The 18,017-nt window shown below is 68.3% G+C and carries 18 protein-coding genes; 5 read left to right on the top strand and 13 right to left on the bottom strand.

What is annotated here, in order from left to right; genetic code table 11:
- Positions 1-40: 40 nt before the first annotated feature.
- On the top strand, positions 41-955 hold the full coding sequence (gene kdgD / locus ABY44_RS25035) for a 5-dehydro-4-deoxyglucarate dehydratase (protein ID WP_027790500.1): 915 nt from the start codon (positions 41-43) through the stop codon (positions 953-955).
- A gap of 181 nt (positions 956-1,136) precedes the next feature.
- On the opposite strand, the gene ABY44_RS25030 is transcribed toward kdgD, so the two are convergent.
- Positions 1,137-1,688, bottom strand: a complete 552-nt coding sequence (locus tag ABY44_RS25030; protein ID WP_021159300.1) for a hypothetical protein — start codon at positions 1,686-1,688, stop codon at positions 1,137-1,139.
- Positions 1,689-2,024: 336 nt separating this feature from the next.
- Entirely contained in the window at positions 2,025-3,602 is a 1,578-nt protein-coding gene (locus ABY44_RS25025) for an aldehyde dehydrogenase (NADP(+)) (RefSeq protein WP_060173951.1), read from the bottom strand.
- A gap of 245 nt (positions 3,603-3,847) precedes the next feature.
- Between ABY44_RS25025 and ABY44_RS25020 the strand changes: the two genes are divergently transcribed.
- Positions 3,848-5,227 carry an MFS transporter gene (locus tag ABY44_RS25020; protein WP_060173952.1) on the top strand — a complete coding sequence of 460 codons (1,380 nt, stop codon included), beginning with the start codon at positions 3,848-3,850 and terminating at the stop codon, positions 5,225-5,227.
- Positions 5,228-5,286: 59 nt separating this feature from the next.
- Here the strand turns inward: ABY44_RS25020 and ABY44_RS25015 are convergent, their stop codons facing one another.
- Both ABY44_RS25015 and ABY44_RS25010 read right to left on the bottom strand, forming a co-directional pair.
- Complete coding sequence (locus ABY44_RS25015) at positions 5,287-6,012, bottom strand: site-2 protease family protein (protein ID WP_021159298.1); 726 nt, start codon at positions 6,010-6,012, stop codon at positions 5,287-5,289.
- Positions 6,009-6,980: a DUF2167 domain-containing protein gene (locus ABY44_RS25010; RefSeq protein ID WP_060173953.1), complete on the bottom strand. Its 972-nt coding sequence runs from the start codon at positions 6,978-6,980 to the stop codon at positions 6,009-6,011. The genes ABY44_RS25015 and ABY44_RS25010 overlap by 4 nt, the downstream gene beginning before the upstream one ends.
- Positions 6,981-7,174: 194 nt before the next feature.
- Here ABY44_RS25010 and ABY44_RS25005 point away from each other — a divergent pair, with 194 nt between their 5' ends.
- Positions 7,175-8,023: a helix-turn-helix domain-containing protein gene (locus ABY44_RS25005; protein WP_060173954.1), complete on the top strand. Its 849-nt coding sequence runs from the start codon at positions 7,175-7,177 to the stop codon at positions 8,021-8,023.
- A 258-nt stretch (positions 8,024-8,281) separates the two neighbouring features.
- Here ABY44_RS25005 and ABY44_RS25000 read toward each other — a convergent pair whose 3' ends face one another.
- Positions 8,282-8,908, bottom strand: coding sequence for a LysE family translocator (locus ABY44_RS25000; RefSeq protein ID WP_059684161.1), 627 nt, complete (start codon positions 8,906-8,908; stop codon positions 8,282-8,284).
- A gap of 155 nt (positions 8,909-9,063) precedes the next feature.
- Here ABY44_RS25000 and ABY44_RS24995 point away from each other — a divergent pair, with 155 nt between their 5' ends.
- A complete protein-coding gene (locus ABY44_RS24995) occupies positions 9,064-9,528 on the top strand; it encodes an Lrp/AsnC family transcriptional regulator (RefSeq protein WP_011353935.1) in 465 nt (154 codons plus the stop codon).
- Here ABY44_RS24995 and ABY44_RS24990 read toward each other — a convergent pair.
- The 5 genes from ABY44_RS24990 to zigA are packed head-to-tail and all read right to left on the bottom strand — an operon-like array spanning position 9,525 to position 14,224.
- Positions 9,525-10,901 carry a dihydroorotase gene (locus ABY44_RS24990; RefSeq protein WP_060173955.1) on the bottom strand — a complete coding sequence of 459 codons (1,377 nt, stop codon included), beginning with the start codon at positions 10,899-10,901 and terminating at the stop codon, positions 9,525-9,527. The genes ABY44_RS24995 and ABY44_RS24990 overlap by 4 nt on opposite strands.
- Positions 10,902-10,904: 3 nt before the next feature.
- Positions 10,905-11,465 carry a carbonic anhydrase gene (locus tag ABY44_RS24985; RefSeq protein ID WP_021159293.1) on the bottom strand — a complete coding sequence of 187 codons (561 nt, stop codon included), beginning with the start codon at positions 11,463-11,465 and terminating at the stop codon, positions 10,905-10,907.
- On the bottom strand, positions 11,465-12,043 hold the full coding sequence (locus ABY44_RS24980; RefSeq protein ID WP_021159292.1) for a 6-pyruvoyl trahydropterin synthase family protein: 579 nt from the start codon (positions 12,041-12,043) through the stop codon (positions 11,465-11,467). The genes ABY44_RS24985 and ABY44_RS24980 overlap by 1 nt, the downstream gene beginning before the upstream one ends.
- Entirely contained in the window at positions 12,037-12,957 is a 921-nt protein-coding gene (folE2, locus tag ABY44_RS24975) for a GTP cyclohydrolase FolE2 (protein ID WP_060174108.1), read from the bottom strand. The genes ABY44_RS24980 and folE2 overlap by 7 nt, the downstream gene beginning before the upstream one ends.
- A gap of 58 nt (positions 12,958-13,015) precedes the next feature.
- A complete protein-coding gene (gene zigA / locus ABY44_RS24970; protein ID WP_060194046.1) occupies positions 13,016-14,224 on the bottom strand; it encodes a zinc metallochaperone GTPase ZigA in 1,209 nt (402 codons plus the stop codon).
- A gap of 184 nt (positions 14,225-14,408) precedes the next feature.
- Between zigA and ABY44_RS24965 the strand changes: the two genes are divergently transcribed.
- Positions 14,409-15,218, top strand: a complete 810-nt coding sequence (locus ABY44_RS24965; RefSeq protein WP_060173956.1) for a hypothetical protein — start codon at positions 14,409-14,411, stop codon at positions 15,216-15,218.
- Positions 15,219-15,234: 16 nt separating this feature from the next.
- On the opposite strand, the gene ABY44_RS24960 is transcribed toward ABY44_RS24965, so the two are convergent.
- The 3 genes from ABY44_RS24960 to ABY44_RS24950 are packed head-to-tail and all read right to left on the bottom strand — an operon-like array spanning position 15,235 to position 18,005.
- Positions 15,235-16,446 carry an acyl-CoA dehydrogenase family protein gene (locus tag ABY44_RS24960; protein WP_060173957.1) on the bottom strand — a complete coding sequence of 404 codons (1,212 nt, stop codon included), beginning with the start codon at positions 16,444-16,446 and terminating at the stop codon, positions 15,235-15,237.
- Complete coding sequence (locus ABY44_RS24955) at positions 16,443-17,294, bottom strand: hypothetical protein (protein ID WP_021159288.1); 852 nt, start codon at positions 17,292-17,294, stop codon at positions 16,443-16,445. Before ABY44_RS24955 ends, ABY44_RS24960 begins: the two co-directional genes overlap by 4 nt.
- A 54-nt stretch (positions 17,295-17,348) precedes the next feature.
- Positions 17,349-18,005 carry a methionine ABC transporter permease gene (locus tag ABY44_RS24950; protein WP_060083759.1) on the bottom strand — a complete coding sequence of 219 codons (657 nt, stop codon included), beginning with the start codon at positions 18,003-18,005 and terminating at the stop codon, positions 17,349-17,351.
- Positions 18,006-18,017 lie beyond the last annotated feature (12 nt).

Raw genomic sequence — 18,017 nt, 5'->3', positions numbered from 1 at the left:
CCCGACGAACCAGCACTCGCGCTAGACGGACGACCCAACCATGACTTCACCGCAAGAACTCAAACAGATCATCTCCCACGGCCTGCTGTCCTTTCCGCTGACGGACTTCGACGCCGACGGCAGCTTCCGCCCGTCCACCTATGCCGAGCGCCTGGAATGGCTCGCGCCGTACGGTGCGAGCGCGCTGTTCGCGGCCGGCGGCACCGGTGAATTCTTCTCGCTCACGCAGCGCGAGTATTCGGACGTGATCCGCGTCGCGACGGAAACCTGCAAGGGCAAGGTGCCGATCCTCGCCGGCGCGGGCGGCGCGACGCGCGTCGCGATCGAATATGCACAGGAGGCCGAGCGCCTCGGCGCGAGCGGCGTGCTGCTGATGCCGCATTACCTGACCGAAGCCAGCCAGGAAGGGATCGCCGAGCACGTCGAGCAGGTGTGCCGCGCACTGAAGATCGGCGTCGTGGTGTACAACCGTGCGAATTCGAAGCTGAACGCCGACATGCTCGAGCGCCTCGCCGATCGTTGCCCGAACCTGATCGGCTTCAAGGACGGCGTCGGCGAAATCGAAAGCATGGTGACGATCCGCCGCCGCCTCGGCGACCGCTTCGCGTATCTCGGCGGCCTGCCGACGGCCGAAGTCTATGCCGCCGCGTACAAGGCGCTCGGCGTGCCGGTGTATTCGTCGGCCGTGTTCAACTTCATCCCGAAGACGGCGATGGAGTTCTACGAAGCGATCGCGAAGGACGACCACGCAACGGTCGGTCGCCTGCTCGACACGTTCTTCCTGCCGTACCTGAAGATCCGCAACCGCCGCGCGGGTTATGCGGTCAGCATCGTGAAGGCGGGCGCGAAGCTCGTCGGCCACGACGCGGGCCCCGTGCGGGCGCCGCTCGTCGACCTCACCGAGGCCGAAGCGGCCGAACTCGACGTGCTGATCAAGAAGATGGGCCCGCAGTAAGCGGGTACGGCCTGCGCGGCGCCTTGATCGGCGCCGCAGGCCGGTTGTCGCGTCGCGTGCCGGTTCGACGGTATCGCGACCGTTCGCAGCAGTATCCGCGCCCGCATCCGCCGCGACGGGTGCCGCCTCCGGCGCGGCGCCTCGCGTGACGCCACCCCGCCTCGCAGGCCGTCCGGCCGCGTCACATCTGCGCGATGATTCCGACGATCCGGTGGCGCACGTTCGCGAGCCTGACCCGCGTCGCCTCGATCTGCCCCTGTGTGCCCGCCCGCGCGCGTGCATTCGATTCGCCGTCGAGGATCTGCCCGAGCACGTCGCGGTCGACGACCGCATCGAAGAACCGGCCGACCGTGATCGTCGCCGACTGCTTCGCGGTCGCGAGCTGGCTGTTCGCCTGCAGCAGCGCTTCGGTGCGCAGGCCCGGGTCGCGTTCGTCGATGCCGCGCCGGTACTGGAGCGCGAACACCAGCGCTTCCATGTCCTGCCGGAAACGGCGCACGGCTTGCCCGAACACGAGCGAATGCGCGTCGGCGCCCGTGACGACGCGCCCCTGGTTGATCGTCACGTCGAATTCGCTGCCGCCCAGGTCGCGCTGGAATTCCAGCAGCGCGTTCGCGAGCACGCGCCCTTCGCTGTACTGGCCGACCTGGGTGCGCACGGATTTCGCGACGTCGCCGATCGCTTTCCACAATCCGGCCGCGAACAGGTGATCGCCACGCTTGTTGATGTTCATCGGGGGTTCCCTCGTTGTCTTTTGTCGGTCTCTCAGGCTTGCCTGCGGGCCGGCTGGCCCGAGGCTTCGCTACTGTAGGAGAAAACCGGGTGACGGGGAAGACGGCAAGATCCACGGCAGTCACGTACCCCGAGGCCGCTGCTCCGACCGCCGACTTCCATGCTGCCCCGACATGATTCTTGTCGACACTTCGAACAAACCCGTCAGCACCGAAACCCGCCATGCAAAAAAGGCGGACGCGGCCCACCGGCCACATCCGCCTTTTGGTTTCCGCGTGCCGGCACCGACCCCAACGCACCGGCCGCCGGAAATCACACGCTCAATCGTCGCCGCCCGTCACTCCGCCTTCCCGTCCCGCAGCCGCGGAATCGCGAGCGGATTCTTCTCCTGCAGCCCTTCCGGCAGCAGATCGTCCGGGAAATCCTGGTAGCACACCGGACGCAGGAAACGCTCGATCGCCGTCGCGCCGACCGACGTGACGGACGGGTTCGACGTCGCGGGGAACGGCCCGCCGTGCACCATCGCGTCACACACCTCGACGCCGGTCGGGTAACCGTTCACGAGCAGGCGCCCGGCCTTGCGTTCGAGGATCGGCAGCAGCCGGCGGGCCAGCGGCTTGTCGTCGGCGTCCATCTGCAGCGTCGCCGTGAGCTGGCCCTCGAGCGCGTCGAGCACGCGCGCGACTTCGTCGAGATCGCGGCAGCGCACGATCAGCGACGCCGGCCCGAACACTTCGTGGCTGAACGCCGGCTCGGACAGGAACGCCTGCGCGCCGACTTCGTACAACGCGCCGCCGGCCTGGCAGTCGGTCTGCGCAGTCTCGCCCGCGCCGATTTCGCGCACGCCCGGCAGTTCGGCCAGCTTGCCGCGGCCATGGCGATACGCATCGGCGATCCCGGGCGTGAGCATCACGCCGGCCGGCTTCTTCGCGAGCGCCTGCGCGGCGACGGATTCGAAGCGGTCGAGATCGGGGCCGTCGATCGCGAGCACGAGGCCCGGATTGGTACAGAACTGGCCGACGCCGAGCGTCAGCGAATCGACGAAACCCGTCGCGATCGCGTCGCCGCGCGCGGCGAGCGCCGCCGGGAACAGCACGACGGGGTTGATGCTGCTCATTTCCGCGTAGACGGGAATCGGCTGCGGGCGGGCATTCGCGATCTGCACGAGCGCCATGCCGCCCTGCCGCGACCCCGTGAAGCCGACGGCCTGGACCGCCGGATGGCCGACGAGCGCCGCGCCGATCACGCGGCCGGGGCCGATCAGCAGCGAGAACACGCCGGCCGGCATCCCGGTTTTCGCGACGGCGGCGCGAATCGCGCGGCCGACCAGTTCGGACGTGCCGAGGTGCGCCTCGTGCGCCTTCACGATCACCGGGCAGCCGGCCGCGAGCGCCGACGCCGTATCGCCGCCGGCCACCGAGAACGCGAGCGGGAAATTGCTCGCACCGAACACGACGACCGGCCCGAGCCCGACTTTCTGCAGCCGCAGGTCCGAGCGCGGCAGCGGCGTGCGGGCAGGCTGCGCGGGATCGATCGACGCGGCGAGGAAGCGGCCGTCGCGCACGACACGCGCGAACAGCCGGAGCTGGCCGACGGTGCGGCCGCGCTCACCCTGCAGCCGCGCGACGGGCAGGCCCGTTTCAGCGTGCGCGCGCTCGATCAGCGCGTCGCCGAGCGCGACGATTTCATCCGCGATCGCGTCGAGAAACGCCGCGCGGGCCGCGAGCGGCTGCGCGCGGTACGCGTCGAACGCGTCGCGCGCGAGTTCGCATGCACGCTCGATGTCGGCCTGCGCCGCGACGCCGAATGCCGGCGCATCGATCGGTGCGCCCTTCGACGGGTCGAACGCGCGCAAGGTACCGGCCGAGCCGGCGACCGCTTCGGCGCCGATCAGCATCTCTCCTGTCAGTTGCATGGGTGTGCTCCGTGGTTCGGGAATGATGGGCTCATTGTAGCCCAACAGATACGATGTCTGCCGACATGATTTTGCGATTCACGCGGGTCGTCGATCTTGCCACACAATGCGCGAATCCCTTATTTATTCGGCCCATGCCCAAATGGTGGACGTTTTGCGTCGTACCCAACGGGAAAACCCGAGGTTTCCGGGGTCGACCAACCCACATAAACTCCACACGATGTCATACGACGACGTACATTAAAGTGCCGAATCAGACCACCCCTCGCGATCTTCCGCTCGACCTCGCGCACACCGCGCGCCGGACCGTCGTGCGCTACTGGATCCTGGCGATGCTGTTCGTCGTCACGACGCTCAACTATGCGGATCGCGCGACGCTGTCGATCACCGGCACGCCGATCCGCAAGGCGTTCGGCATCGACCCGGTGACGATGGGCTACATCTTCTCGGCGTTCAGCTGGGCGTATGTGCTCGCGCAACTGCCGAGCGGCTGGCTGCTCGACCGCTTCGGCGCGCGCCGCGTGTATGCGGCCAGCATCTTCCTGTGGTCGGCGTTCACGCTGCTGCAGGGCACGATCGGGCTCGGCGGCAGCGCCGCGTTCGCGGTGGCCGCGCTGTTCGCGATGCGCTTCGCGGTCGGCATCGCCGAAGCACCCGCCTTTCCCGCGAACGCGAAAGTCGTCGCGAGCTGGTTCCCGACCGCCGAGCGCGGCACGGCGTCCGCGATCTTCAACGCCGCGCAATACTTCGCGGCCGTGGTGTTCTCGCCGCTGATGGCGTGGCTCACGCATGCGTACGGCTGGCACCAGGTGTATCTGTGGCTCGGCCTCGCGGGCATCGCGCTCGCGTTCCTGTGGCTGCGGGTCGTGAAGGATCCGGCCGACCATCCGGCCGTGAACCGCGCGGAACTCGAGCATATCGAGCAGGGCGGCGGCCTCGTGCGCACGACCGTGCGCGGCACCGACGGCCTGCGCTCGGAAGGCCGCCGCGTGGCGGGCTGGTACTACGTGCGCCAGCTGCTGTCGAACCGGATGCTGATCGGCGTGTATCTCGGCCAGTACTGCGTGAACGTGCTCACCTATTTCTTCCTCACGTGGTTCCCGATCTACCTCGTGCAGGCGCGCGGGATGTCGCTGCTGAAGGCCGGCTTCATGACGTCGCTGCCCGCGATCTGCGGGTTCCTCGGCGGAGTGCTCGGCGGGATGCTGTCGGACGGGCTGATCCGCCGCGGCGTGTCGCTCACGCTCGCGCGCAAGATTCCGATCGTCGGCGGGATGGCGCTGTCGATGGTCGTCATCGGCTGCAACTACGTCGACAGCGAAGCGCTCGTGATCGTGCTGATGGCCGTGTCGTTCTTCGGCAAGGGCATCGGCTCGCTCGGCTGGGCCGTCGTCGCCGATACCGCGCCGAAGGAAGCGATCGGCCTGTCGGGCAGTCTGTTCAACATGTTCGGCAACACGGCCGGCATCGTCGCGCCGATCGCGATCGGCTACCTCGTCGGCGCGAGCGGCTCGTTCAACGGCGCACTCGTGTTCGTCGGGCTGAACGCGCTCGTCACCGTGTTCAGCTATCTCGTGATCGTGAAGGAGATCAGGCGCGTCGAGCTGCAGCATCGCGACGCGTGAGATTCGGCGAAAAGGGAAGAAAAACGACGGCGGCCGCGAAAACGGCCGCCGTTTTGGCGTCAGGCCGCGGAATGCGCGACGCGCAGCATGTCGTGCACGCCGGACGTCATCAGCGCGAGGAATGCGAGCAGGCCGACGTAGCAGAGCGCGTACGTCGTCTTCGTCTCGATCGACGTCGCGTAGTACACGCGATTCTCCGGCGCGTCGGGATCGTAGCGCCACGCGCGCTTGAGCTGCGGCAGCGCGAGGATCGCCATCACGATCAGCAGCGGGCTCGGCCGATACACGAACAGCGCGATCAGCACGGGCACGCCCGCGAACCAGATGCGCGGCGACAGCACCGCGGTGATCCGCCCGCCGTCGAACGGCGACAGCGGAATCATGTTGAACAGGTTCAGGAAGAAGCCCGTGTACGACAGCGCGAGCAGCAGGTTGCTGTCGTAGTGGCGCGCGGCCGCGTAGCAGGCCAGCGCACCGAGCGTGCCGACGAACGGCCCGGCGAGCCCGACGTACGCCTCGGTTTCCGCGTCGTGCGGCATCTCCTTCAGCTGGATCCACGCGCCGACGAACGGGATGAAGGTCGGCAGCCCGACGTCGAGCCCGCGCCGCTGCGCGGCCACGTAGTGGCCGGCCTCGTGCACCAGCAGCAGTGCCACGAAACCGGCCGCGAACCGCCAGCCGTAGAACAGCGCGTAGACCGCGATCGACGCGAGCATGGTGCCCGCCGACACGAGCACCTTGCCGAGCTTGAGGCCGCCGAAGATCAGCAGCAACAGCTTCGTCATTCCTTGCGCTCCGTGGCGGATGCATCGGACATGCCGGACGCGCCGGACGCATCGGCGACGGCCGGCACCGCGGCCGGCTTCGGCTTGCGCCCGAAGAAACGTTTCAGCGCGGCGCCGCCGGCCAGCAGCGCAACCGCGCCGACCTTGAAGAACTTCACCGCGAACGCGCCGATCAGCGCGAGCAGGCCGAGCTTCTTCGCGCCGACGCCGACGATCAGCGCCGCGAGGCCATACTCGGCCACGTGGTCGGTCGACTTGTTGAAATCGGCGTAGCGCTTGCCGTCGTTGAAGCTGATGTTCGACAGCAGTTCGTCGGCCGACGCCTTGTATTTCGGCAGATCGGCGAGCGTCGACGCCATCGTCAGCGACAGGTAGCCGTCGCGGCCGAGCACGAGCGTCCGGTAGTTCACGCCGTCGTTTTCGGCGTTCGGGGCCGCGCCCTTGTCGCGGATGATCGCGGACCACACGAGCCGGTGCGTGGCCGCGTCGTACGCGGGCGCCTTCGCCCAGCCGACCACCTCGGTTTCGGGCAGGCCGCGCTCCTTGCGCCCGGGGTTGTCTTCCTCGGTGCCGGCCTGCAGGCTCTTCAGCAGCTCGTCGGGTTTCCAGTCCTTCGCGTCGTCGTCGCGGATATAGCCGCTCGGCTCGAACGACACGACCGAGATCCAGTCGGCGTCGGGATCGTCGGGCAGCACGAGGCCGACCAGCCTGGTTTCGTCGATCGAGTTGCCCATCGAACGCAGGTAGCGGCCGGCTTCGGCGGCCGGCACGAACGATTCGCCGGCTTTCAGCTTCAGCACGGCTTCGTGTTTCACATCGATGTCGGTCGGGCCCTTCACGACCGCGTCGTTGGCGGCGGCGGCCGCGGCCCTCATTTCCACCTGCGCGGCTTCGGTCTGCGCGTGGCCGCTGATCGCGGTGAATGCAAGCGTCGCCACGCAGGCGAGCCGGACGGCAAGTTTTTTCATTGTTGGATTCCCCTGGAATGCCTTGTCGTAAATATGCACGGCGTCGGCCCTTGCGTTTTCAATCGCGGGTCCGGCGTCGTCTCTCAGTTGGCACGGGGGCTATGGTAACGCAGCGCCGCGACACGCCCGGGGAGGCGCGATGCTTACGTCGCAGGTAATGCCCAAGGCACTCTGGATTGCCTATCATCTGCTGCATGAACCCGACCGCCGCCCTCCACTCGCCCTCCCCGTCCGCCGGCCGCGCGTCCGGCATCGGCCCGCTGCTGCGCACGTGGCGGCAACGCCGGCGCCTGAGCCAGATGGCGCTCGCGCTCGACGCGGACGTTTCCGCGCGCCACCTGAGCTTCGTCGAATCGGGCCGCGCGCAGCCGAGCCGCGAGATGGTGCTGCATCTCGCGGAGCGTCTCGACGTGCCGCTGCGCGAACGCAATGCGCTGCTCGTCGCGGCCGGCTTCGCGCCGCTGTTCCGCGAACGGCCGTTTTCGGATCCGCAGCTCGATGCCGCGCGCCATGCGGTGGAAGCCGTGCTGCGTGGCCACGAGCCCTACCCGGCGCTCGCCGTGGATCGTCACTGGACACTGCTCGCCGCGAACCGGATGCTCGGCGCGCTGGTCGCGCAGGCCGATCCGTCGCTGCTGCAACCGCCCGTCAACGTGCTGCGGCTGAGCCTGCATCCGGACGGCCTCGCGTCGCAGATCGTCAACTGGCACGAGTGGCGCGCGCACATCCTGCATCGGCTGCAGCGGCAGATCGATGCGAGCGGCGACCGCACGCTGCACACGCTACGCGACGAACTCGCCGCGTATCCGGCACCGGCCGGCCAGCCCGACGACACGCATGCGCGCACCGACTTCGCGGATATCGCCGTGCCGTTGCGGCTGCGCACGGCGGCCGGCGAACTGACGTTCTTCAGCACGACGACGGTGTTCGGCACGCCGGTCGACGTGACGCTGTCGGAACTCGCGATCGAGGCGTTTTTCCCCGCGAATCCGGAGACGGTGGAAGCAATGCGGGCGCTGGCGGACGCGTTGCCCGCGCAATAACGCGTGCACAACGGAGCGTGAAGGAAAGCGGCGCACGAACGCCGGCTTTCAGGCCAACGCCGGTGCTGCCGATGCAGTTGCGCTCGGCATCGACAGCTCGGCATCCGCGACCGGCAGCGTCGCGATCGCCCGCGCGACGGCCTCCGCGGTGAATGCGGTCGCCATCCGCGAAGGCGCGAATGCGGCCGACGCGAATTCCGTGGTGCCAGGTTCGAATGCGGCCACGCGCGCGACGACACGCGCACGAGCGCCCCACCATCAGCGGCGCTCGAGCGCCAGCTTCACCCCGAGCCCCAGCAGCACCACCCCGCTGACGCGGTGCATGCGCGTCAATATCCGCGGGTTGCGGCGGATCGATGCGGACAGCAGGCCGGCGAACACCGCAACCGGCCCCTTGACGAGAAACGTCAGGCCCGCGAAGGTCGCGCCCAGCACGAACAGCGACAGCATCGGATGCGCGGCGCCCGCCGGCACGAACTGCGGCAGGAACGCCAGATAGAACAGCGCGACCTTCGGATTCGACACGTTGGACAGCGCGCCTTGCGCGAACGTGCGCAGCCGCGATGCCTGCGCGCCGTCGCCGCTCGCGAGCGTCAGTTCGCCCGACGAGCGCAACAGCGTGATGCCGAGATACAGCAGGTACAACGCGCCGACCACCTTCAGCGCCGTGAACAGCCATTCGGACGCCTGCAGCAGCGCGCCCAGCCCGAGCGTCGCGAGCATCGTGTGCACGAGCAGCCCGACGCTGACGCCCGCGGCGGTCACGAGGCCCGCGCGCGTGCCGTCGGACAGCGTACGCGACATCACGAGCACCATGTCCTGGCCCGGTGTGACGATGATCAGCAGCGACGTTGCGATGAACGGCAGCCAGGATAGATGCGACATGGGAAAGCTCCTGAACGGGATTGCCGGCGGACGGGAATCGCCCGGCCTGTCGTCGGATTATCGGCGCCTTCCCATGGAAATTGGATGCGTATTCAGCTACTTTGACTATCGATTTTGGCGCTATTCTCTAGCATTCACCGCACGGGTAGTCAAAAATGCCAATCAAACTGGATGCAATCGACCGGCGCATTCTGCGTGCGTTGCAACGGAATTCGAACCAGACGAATGCCGAACTCGCGCAACAGGCCGGACTGTCCGCCACGCCCTGCCTGCGCCGCGTTCACCTGCTCGAGGAACAGGGCGTGATCGACGCGTATGTCGCGCTGCTGAACCCGGCCGCCGTCGACCTGCGATTCACGGCGTTCGTGCGCGTCACGCTGGAGCGCCAGGACAAGACAACGGTCGAACGCTTCGCGCGCGAGATGGAGCAGGCGCCCGAAGTGCTCGAATGCCACCTGATGGCCGGCAGCTACGACTATCTGCTGCGCGTGATCGCCCGCGATCTCGACGACTACCAGCGCTTCCAGATGGAAACGCTCACGCAGATCGAAGGCGTTCGCAACGTCGAAACCGAGATTCCGCTGAAGCGCATCAAGCAGACGGTTCGCCTGCCGATCTAGGCGTCCAGGAACGTGACGGCCTGCCCCTGCGGCTCCCCGTTCAGCGCGCCGTCTCGCACCACGACCTGCCCGCGCACGACCGTATGCACGGGCCAGCCCGTGACCGCGCACCCGTCGTACGGCGTCCAGCCGCTGACGCTGGCGATCCATTCGTCGCGGATGATCCGCCGCGCGCGCAGGTCGACGATGCTGAAATCGGCGTCGTAGCCCACCGCGATGCGCCCTTTGCCCGCGATGCCGAAGACGCGCGCCGGCCCGGCGCTGGTCAGGTCGACCAGTCGTTCGAGGCTCACGCGGCCCGCGTGCACGTGATCGAGCATCAGCGGCAGCAGCGTCTGTACGCCGGTCATCCCGCTCGGCGACTGCGGATAAGGGCGGCGTTTTTCGTCGCGCGTATGCGGCGCGTGATCGCTGCCGATCACGTCGACCAAGCCGTCGCGAACGGCCTGCCACAGCGCGTCCCGATGATGCCGTTCACGCACCGGCGGATTCATCTGCGCGAACGTGCCGAGCCGTTCGTAGCAATCGGGTGCATGCAGGCTCAGGTGATGCGGCGTGACCTCGACGGTCACGCGCTGCCGGTGCCGCGCGAGCAACGCCATTTCCTCGGCGGTGGACACGTGCAGCACATGCAGCCGGCGGCCCGTCTCGGCGGCCAGCGCGACGATGCGCCGCGTCGCCTCCAGCGCGCTTTGCACGTCGCGCCAGCGCGGATGGTCGCGCACGTCGCCGCTCGCTTCGACGAGCGCCCGACGTGCGCGCAGCCGCGCTTCGTCCTCCGCGTGCACGGCCATGCGCCGCCGCCCGTTGCGCACGATCCGGCGCAACACGGCTTCGTCGTCGGCCAGCAGGTCGCCGAACGAACTGCCCATGAAGACCTTCACGCCCGCGCAGCCCGGCAGCGCTTCAAGCGCCGGCAACCGTTCGGCGTTCGCGGCCGAGCCGCCGATGTAGAACGCGTGGTCGCACCACGCGCGGCCGCGCGCGCGTTCCAGCTTGGCCTGCAGATCCTGCGCGGTCAGCGTCAGCGGATGCGTGTTGGGCATCTCGAAGATCGTCGTGACGCCGCCGAGCACCGCGCCGCGCGTGCCGGCCTCGATGGTCTCCTTGTGCGTCAGGCCCGGTTCGCGGAAATGCACCTGGCTGTCGACGACGCCCGGCAGCACATGCAGGCCGCCGGCATCCAGGAGAACGTCGGCGCTCCACATGCCATGCAACGCACCCAGCGCGACGACACGGCCATCCACGCACGCGACGTCGACCTGCTCGGCGCCGTTGGGTGTCATCGCCGTGCCGCCGTGCACGAGCAGGTCGACATGGCGTCGCTTCAGCGCGTCGCGCGCGCCCTCTTCACGTCGAACGGGTTCGTCCATGGCTCAGAACTCGTTCTGGATGTGCTTGTAGCCCAGCACCAGCGCATTGTTCGTGCGCGCGACGTCCTCGGAGAAGTCGCTCGCGTCGGCCGTCACCTGCGGCAACGCGGCGAGATCGGTTTCCGGCCCGATGCGCTCGGTCGAGCGCACGTAGAAGCCCGGCGGCAGGTGGCAGCCGTCGACGACCGCGTTGTAGCGCACCACACAGCCGTCGTCGATGGTGCAGTTGAACAGCACGCTGTTGAAGCCGACGAACACGCCGTTGCCGACCTTGCACGGCCCGTGGACGATCGCGCGATGCGCGATCGACGTGTGCTGGCCGATGGTGACGCTCGCGCCCGACTTCGAATGGATCACCACGCCGTCCTGGATGTTCGAATGCGCACCGATCACGATCGGCGCGATCCGGCCGTCGCCATCCGTTTCGTCGGCGCGGATCACCGCGTACGGGCCGATGAACACGTTCTCCTCGACGATCACGAGCCCGCACAGAATGGCGGTCGGATCGACGAATGCACTCGGATGAATTTGCGGCAGGTCGCCGCGCGGGTTCTTTCTGATCATCAGGATTCCTGTCTTGACATCGAACGGCCGCGCTTGATCCGCTCGAACAGGCCCGGATCGCGCCACTGTCCGGCGATGGCCGGCGCGAACACGATGTCGTCCAGATCGATGCGGCCCATGCGCGGGTTGAACGCATCGTCGCGAAAACACTGCGCGTAACCGGTCTCGGTTTCGTGAACGATGATCGAATGCAGCCGCACGCCGGCTTCGCCGTTCGACATGCGCGTGCAGGACAGCGCCGCATCGACGAGGCGAAAGAACACGCGCGAGAACTGCTCGGCGCTCGGCGACACCGGCAGCAGCACCCAGCGCTCGGAATGCCGGCGCATGCTCTCGACATAGCAGGGATCGTCGTCCGACCACAGCGTCACCGCGTGGTCGAACGCGTCGATCAGGTCGCGCACGTCGCCCTTGAGGAGCCCGAAGTCGTAGATCATCTGCCCGTGGTCCAGCGCATGCGCCTCGAGCAGCAGCTCGACGCGATACGAATGGCCGTGGATCGAATGCGAACAGCGCCGCGTGCTGCAGCCGCGCACCACGTGCGCGTTCTCGAACCGGAACAGCTTGCGGATCAGCATGCGTCGGCGCCTTCGCGAACCGGCGCGGCCCAGGCCACCGCATCGTGCGGGTGCAGGCTTTCCAGATGGCGCACGTGCACGCGCGAGTGCGCATGGCGGCCGTCCAGCGCGGCCTGGACCCGGCGCGCGGCATCCTCGACGAACATCAGGTTGCCGCCGTTCAGCACCGCGAACGCCTGCTCGTCCGCGCGCTTGACGGCCGTCTGCACCGGCGTGCCGAGCGCGTGCTCGATGCGATCGATCAGGTCGATCAGCCCGAGCGTCGCGCCATCAGCCGGCAGCCCCACGCTGACGACGGCTTCGCTACGCTGGCTGTGCGGCGTGGCCGCCGTCGCATGCCGTTTCAGCCACGCGGCGACCGCTGCCGGTTCCACGCGATCGTCGCGGCCGAACGCCGCCAGGATCGCCTGTTCGACCCAGTGCCGCGACAGCGCGGCAGAGCACGGGCACGTCGACGAATAGACGACCGTCACCTGTGCGCGCAGCTCGAACCCGACGTCGGTCAGCGTCGCGTCGATCCGGACCGGATAGGCCTTCCACCCGGCAAGCCCGTCGGTCACCAGCGCGGTGCGGCGCGCCAGCAGGTCGAAGTGCAGCCGTAGCCGAGCACGGCGCGTGTCGCAGTCGCGATGGCTGTCGACCATCGCCTGCAGCACCGGCCGAAGGCCGGCCGGCGACAGCGCGGCGCCATCGCCGAGCCCGTCGAGCAGCCTGTACAGCCGCGACATGTGGATGCCCTTCACGTGCGGTGCGGGAAGGTCGACCTGCACGTCGGCGCGCGCATGCACGTCGCGCCGGCAGCCGGGCTCGGCCACCGCAACGGGCAGGTCGATGCCCTGCATGCCGACCCATTCGAGCGGGCGGCGGCCCGGCGCGGCATCGGTCAGGGAGATATCGGGAAGGGGGGCATTCATGCTCGGGATCCGGTGGAGCGCCTTCTCCATCCGGATCGATGCAGGAAGCGCGTTCAGGTCAGGGCCAGTCGCGAAACGGGTTGTCCCACGTGGTCCAGTGTTCGGGGCCGGTGGCCATCTCGGCGTCGGTCAGCAGACACGCGTCGAAGCGCGCGCGCAGCGCGGGCTCGTCCATGTCCATGCCGATCAGCACGAGTTCCTGCCGCGCGTCGCCGACGCGCTCGTCCCAGCGGGCGCGGATCTGCGCGACGGCTTCCGCGTCCTGCGGCCAGCGCTCGGGCGGCACGGCCGCCCACCAGTGGCCGGCCGGCCCGTGCCGCGCGACCGCGCCGGCCTGCGACCACGAACCGGCGACGGTCGGATGGGTGGCCAGCCAGTAGAACCCCTTCGAGCGGACGACGCCCGGCCATTCGCTTTCGACGAGCGCGAAGAAGCGCTGCGGATGGAACGGCCGCCGCGCGCGGTAGACGAAACTGCGGATGCCGTATGCGTCGGTTTCCGGCGTGTGCGTGCCGCGCAGCTCCTGCAGCCAGCCCGGCGCGCGCGATGCTGCGTCGAAATCGAACAGGCCCGTGTCGAGCACGCGCTCGAGCGGCACCTTGCCGAATTCGGCGATCTCGATCCTTGCCCGCGGATTCAGCCCGCGCAGCAGCGCGACCAGCCGCTCGCGTGCGCTGTCGTCGATCAGGTCGATCTTGTTGATCACGATCACGTCGCAGAACTCGATCTGGTCGATCAGCAGATCGACCACCGTGCGCGCATCCTCGTCGCCCATCGATTCGCCGCGCGACTGCAGGCTGTCGCGCGACGCGTAGTCGCGCAGGAAATTGAACGCATCGACCACGGTCACCATCGTGTCGAGCCGCGCGACTTCACCGAGGCTGCGGCCGTCCTCGCCTTCGAACGTGAACGTCTCGGCCACCGGCAGCGGCTCCGAGATGCCGGTCGATTCGATCACGAGCTGGTCGAAGCGCCCTTCGCGCGCGAGCCGGTCGACCTCGATCAGCAGATCCTCGCGCAGCGTGCAGCAGATGCAGCCGTTGCTCATCTCGACCAGCTTCTCGTCGGTGCGCGACAGCCCTGCGCCGCCGTCGCGAACGAGCGCGGCGTCGATGTTGACCTCGGACATGTCGTTGACGATCACCGCGACGCGCCGGCCCTCGCGATTGTTCAGGATGTGGTTGAGCAGCGTCGTCTTGCCGGCGCCGAGAAAGCCGGACAGGACGGTCACGGGAAGCCGCGTGGACGGAGGGAGGGCGGTGCTCATCGGGCGATTCCGGAAGAGGACGTTGAGGAACGAATGATATATTGTATCGCAACGATATAACATATCATTTTGAACGTCCAGCAGATCGACCACGGTGCAGCGCTTCGGCACCGCGCGTGGCATGCCGATTGAAAGGTGTGGTTGATAAGCTTGCCGGCGAGACCGTTGGCCGACTACCTACACGATGAACAAGAAAATACTGACCGCGTTGTCACTCTGCGCCGCGCTGCCCGGCGTCGCCCTCGCCCAATCGATCGCCGCGCCGACACTGAAGCCCGGCGATACCTGGACCTACATCAACACCGTCGAAATCGGCCCGAACGGCTGGCGCCAGTCGCGCGACGAGGTTACCGTGCAGCGGACGACACCCGGGCACATCTACATCGAAACCCGGCAAAGCGGCACGACGCAAGCGCCGCACGAATTGATCGTCGACGCGGACTGGAGCCGCGCGCGCAGCGTCAACGGCACGGAAACCGTGGTGAACCGCCCGTTCGCGTTTCCGCTGACGGTCGGCAAGACCTGGGCGATCAGTTATGCCGAGACGAACCCGAATCCGCAGCATGCGTCGGAAGCGTACGACACGCATTACAAGGTCGTCGGCCGCGACACGGTCACGGTGCAGGGCGGGAAATTCGATGCGATCAAGATCGAGGCCGAAGGCACGTGGAAGGCGCAAAACGCGCCCGGGCAGTCGATCACGTCCGGCTTGTCCCGCACCGTGAACGGCTCGACGATCCTGATGCAAAGCCACAACAACAGCACGGCGGAACAGACCGGCAAGACCTACAAGGCGTTCTGGTACGTGCCGGCGGTCGGACGCTGGGTGAAGTCGGTCGAGGAGTACTACGACTCGAACAGCATGCGCACCGCACGCTATACGAACGAACTGGTGTCGTACCGGCGCGCGGGAACGGAAGGCGGCGCGCCGCTGCCCGCTCAGCCCGCGCCCGCCCCGATGGCGCCGGAAGGCACGCCTCCCGGCGATCAATGACCCGGCGCGCGCCCGCTTACGTATAGAGCGACGCCGGCGGCAATTCCCCGGTCAACGCGAACCGGCCGACGTCACGCAGCCGATAGTCGAGCGGATCGTGCAGCGTATGCGTACGCGCGTTGCGCCAGAAGCGGTCGAGGCCGAGCGACGCGGCCGTGGCGCGCGCGCCGCATGCGTCGAACAGCGCCTCGCCGTTGTCGAGCGCCGCGCGCTGCGCGACGATCTTCGCCTCCGATACCGCGAGCGCCACCTCGGCGCGCTCGTCCGCCGTCAGCGTATCCTGCCGCGCCCACGCGCGCTGCAACGCGGCCGCCGCGCGATCGGCCAGCGCCGCCGCGGCGATCGCCCGCACGCGCATGTCGCCGAAGCGCTGCAGCGTATACGGATCGTCGCTCGCCTGCGCGACCTCCGACTGTATCCATGGGCGGCCATGCTTCAGCACGTAGTCGCGCGCTTCCGCCAGCGCACCTTCCGCGAGCCCGACGAACAGGTTCGTCAGCACGAGCTGAGACACGAGCGTGCGCAGCGTCGCGCGCGGTGTCGGCGGCGCCTCGGAGCGGTGCAGCACCTCGTCCGGCGCGAGCGTCACGCCGTCGAAGCTCACGCTGCCGCTGTCGGTCTGGCGCTGGCCGATCGGGTCCCAGTCTTCGTTGACCGTGATCCCCGCGCGATCGGTCGGCACCACGCCGAACACGGTGCGGCCCGCTTGCGGATCGTGCGCGGACACCGTCATGCGCTGCGAGCCGCGCGTGCCCGAACAGAAGCCCTTCACGCCGTCGAGCCGGTAGCCGCCGTCGGGCGTCGCGGTCGCCGCCAGCCGCGTGTCGAGCGGGTTGACCGCATTGCCCCACCACCAGCGATGCTCGACCGTGCCGCGCAGATAGCGTTCGCGCTGTGCCGCGCTGCCCCACACGTCGACGCTCACCACCTGCAGGATCTGGAACCCGACCAGATGCGCGAGCGCGCTGTCGACGCGCGCGATCCGCCGGATCGTGTCGTAGATCGCCGGCCACCCGGCTTCCTGCCCGCCGAATTCGCGCGGCACCGCGAGCGTCAGCAGACCCGCGTCGGCGAGCCATTGCTTTTCCTGCGCGGCGTGGCCGCCCGCGCGATCGCGCGCGGCGGCGGTTTCGCGCAGCGTTTCGATGACGCGCGCCAGTGCGTCCGGATCGACGGCTGACACATCCGTTGCAGCGGCGAGCGTCGCCGGGCCGCGGGGATCGTTCATGCGACGGCTTCCTGTTCCTGGGTCGAGACAGCTTCCGACAACGGCACGAGTTTCCCGAGTTCGCGCCTGCCGGTCAACCGCGCGAGGATCTCGCGCCGCCAGTCGTCGTAGATCGCGCGGTATTCGGCGATATCCGCGCCGAACACGTGCGCGGTGTGCGCGTACTCGTCGTGCAGATAACCGTCGAGCCGCGCCTGCGTTTCCTCGTCGGCCGCGATCACGCGATCGATCAGCGCGTCGCGTTCGGCCGCCGGCAGCGCCTTCAACGTGTCGAACCACCACTGGACGATCTGCACGCGATGCCACTCCTCGTCCGGCCGGATCCGGTTCTCGCCGTGTTCGCGCATCGCGCTGTCGCCGATACGGCCAGTCTTGCGCTGGATCCACAGCTTCGCGAGGATGTGCAGCTCGTAATGCCACTCGAACGCGAGAAAGCCCGCGACGTCGCGCACCGCGATGTCGCCGATGCGCGCCCAGTGCGCGGCGACGAGCCGGTCGATTTCCGGCAGCGGATCGCGCCCCGTCAGTTCGGTCACGCGCTCACGGCCGATCACCGCGTGCGCGCCGTCGTCGCCGAGCTGGCGCGACAGGATCAGCTGGAAATGCGGGTCGTCGCGGAACAGCGTGTCGATCGCCTTCGCGACGACCTGCACGATGAACAGGTCGTGCGACGCCATCTTCGTGTAGTAGTCGGCGACGGCGGCCAGTTCGTCTTCGCCGCGCGGCTCGCGCGGCGGTGTCGCCAGCTTGTCCGGGAAGCCGGGACGATGGCGTCGTGCGACGTCCAGGAACAGTGCTTCCTCGAATTGTCCGTTCCATTCACGCGGCGCGCCGATGGGTAAGGTCATGGGTATCGTTCTCTCAGGGTCTTCAATGAAAAGAGCCGGCGCTTGTGGCGCCGCTCAGGTACGCCGGGTCACGCGTCGGACCAGGCGGTCGCCCGTGATTTGCACGGCCGAAACGAGTGCGATCAGGATCACGATCACGGTCGCCATGACGGTCGTGTCGAAACGCTGATAGCCGTAGCGGATCGCGAGATCGCCGAGCCCGCCCGCGCCGACGGCACCCGCCATCGCGGTCGAGCCGATCAGCGCGACGACGGTGATCGTGAAGCCGCCGAGCATGCCGGGCAGCGCCTCGGGCAGCAGCACGTGCCAGACGATGTGACGGCGCTTCGCGCCCATCGCGAGCGCGGCCTCGATCAGCCCGCGATCGACTTCGCGCAGGCTCACCTCGGCGATCCGCGCGAAGAACGGGATCGCGGCGATCGACAGCGGCACGACGGCCGCCCATACGCCGATCGTCGTGCCGATCAGCACGCGCGTGAACGGCAGCAGCGCGACGAGCAGGATGATGAACGGCGTCGAGCGGAACACGTTGACGAGCGCGCCGAGCACCGCGTTCACGCCGCGCCGCTCGTAGATGCCGCCGGGCGCGGTCGTCACGAGGATCACCGCGAGCGGGACGCCGAGCAGCGCCGCGACCGCGGCCGACGCGGCGACCATCGACAGCGTGTCGCGGATCGCGTCGAGCAGTTCGGGCCACCAGAGGTCAAACATAGCCGAGCACCT

The sequence above is a fragment of the Burkholderia sp. ZZQ-2 genome (assembly GCF_050768715.1).
Lineage (GTDB): Bacteria > Pseudomonadota > Gammaproteobacteria > Burkholderiales > Burkholderiaceae > Burkholderia > Burkholderia cepacia.
Note: the sequence above shows the minus strand (reverse complement) of the source record. Positions and strands in the feature narration are given on the sequence as shown.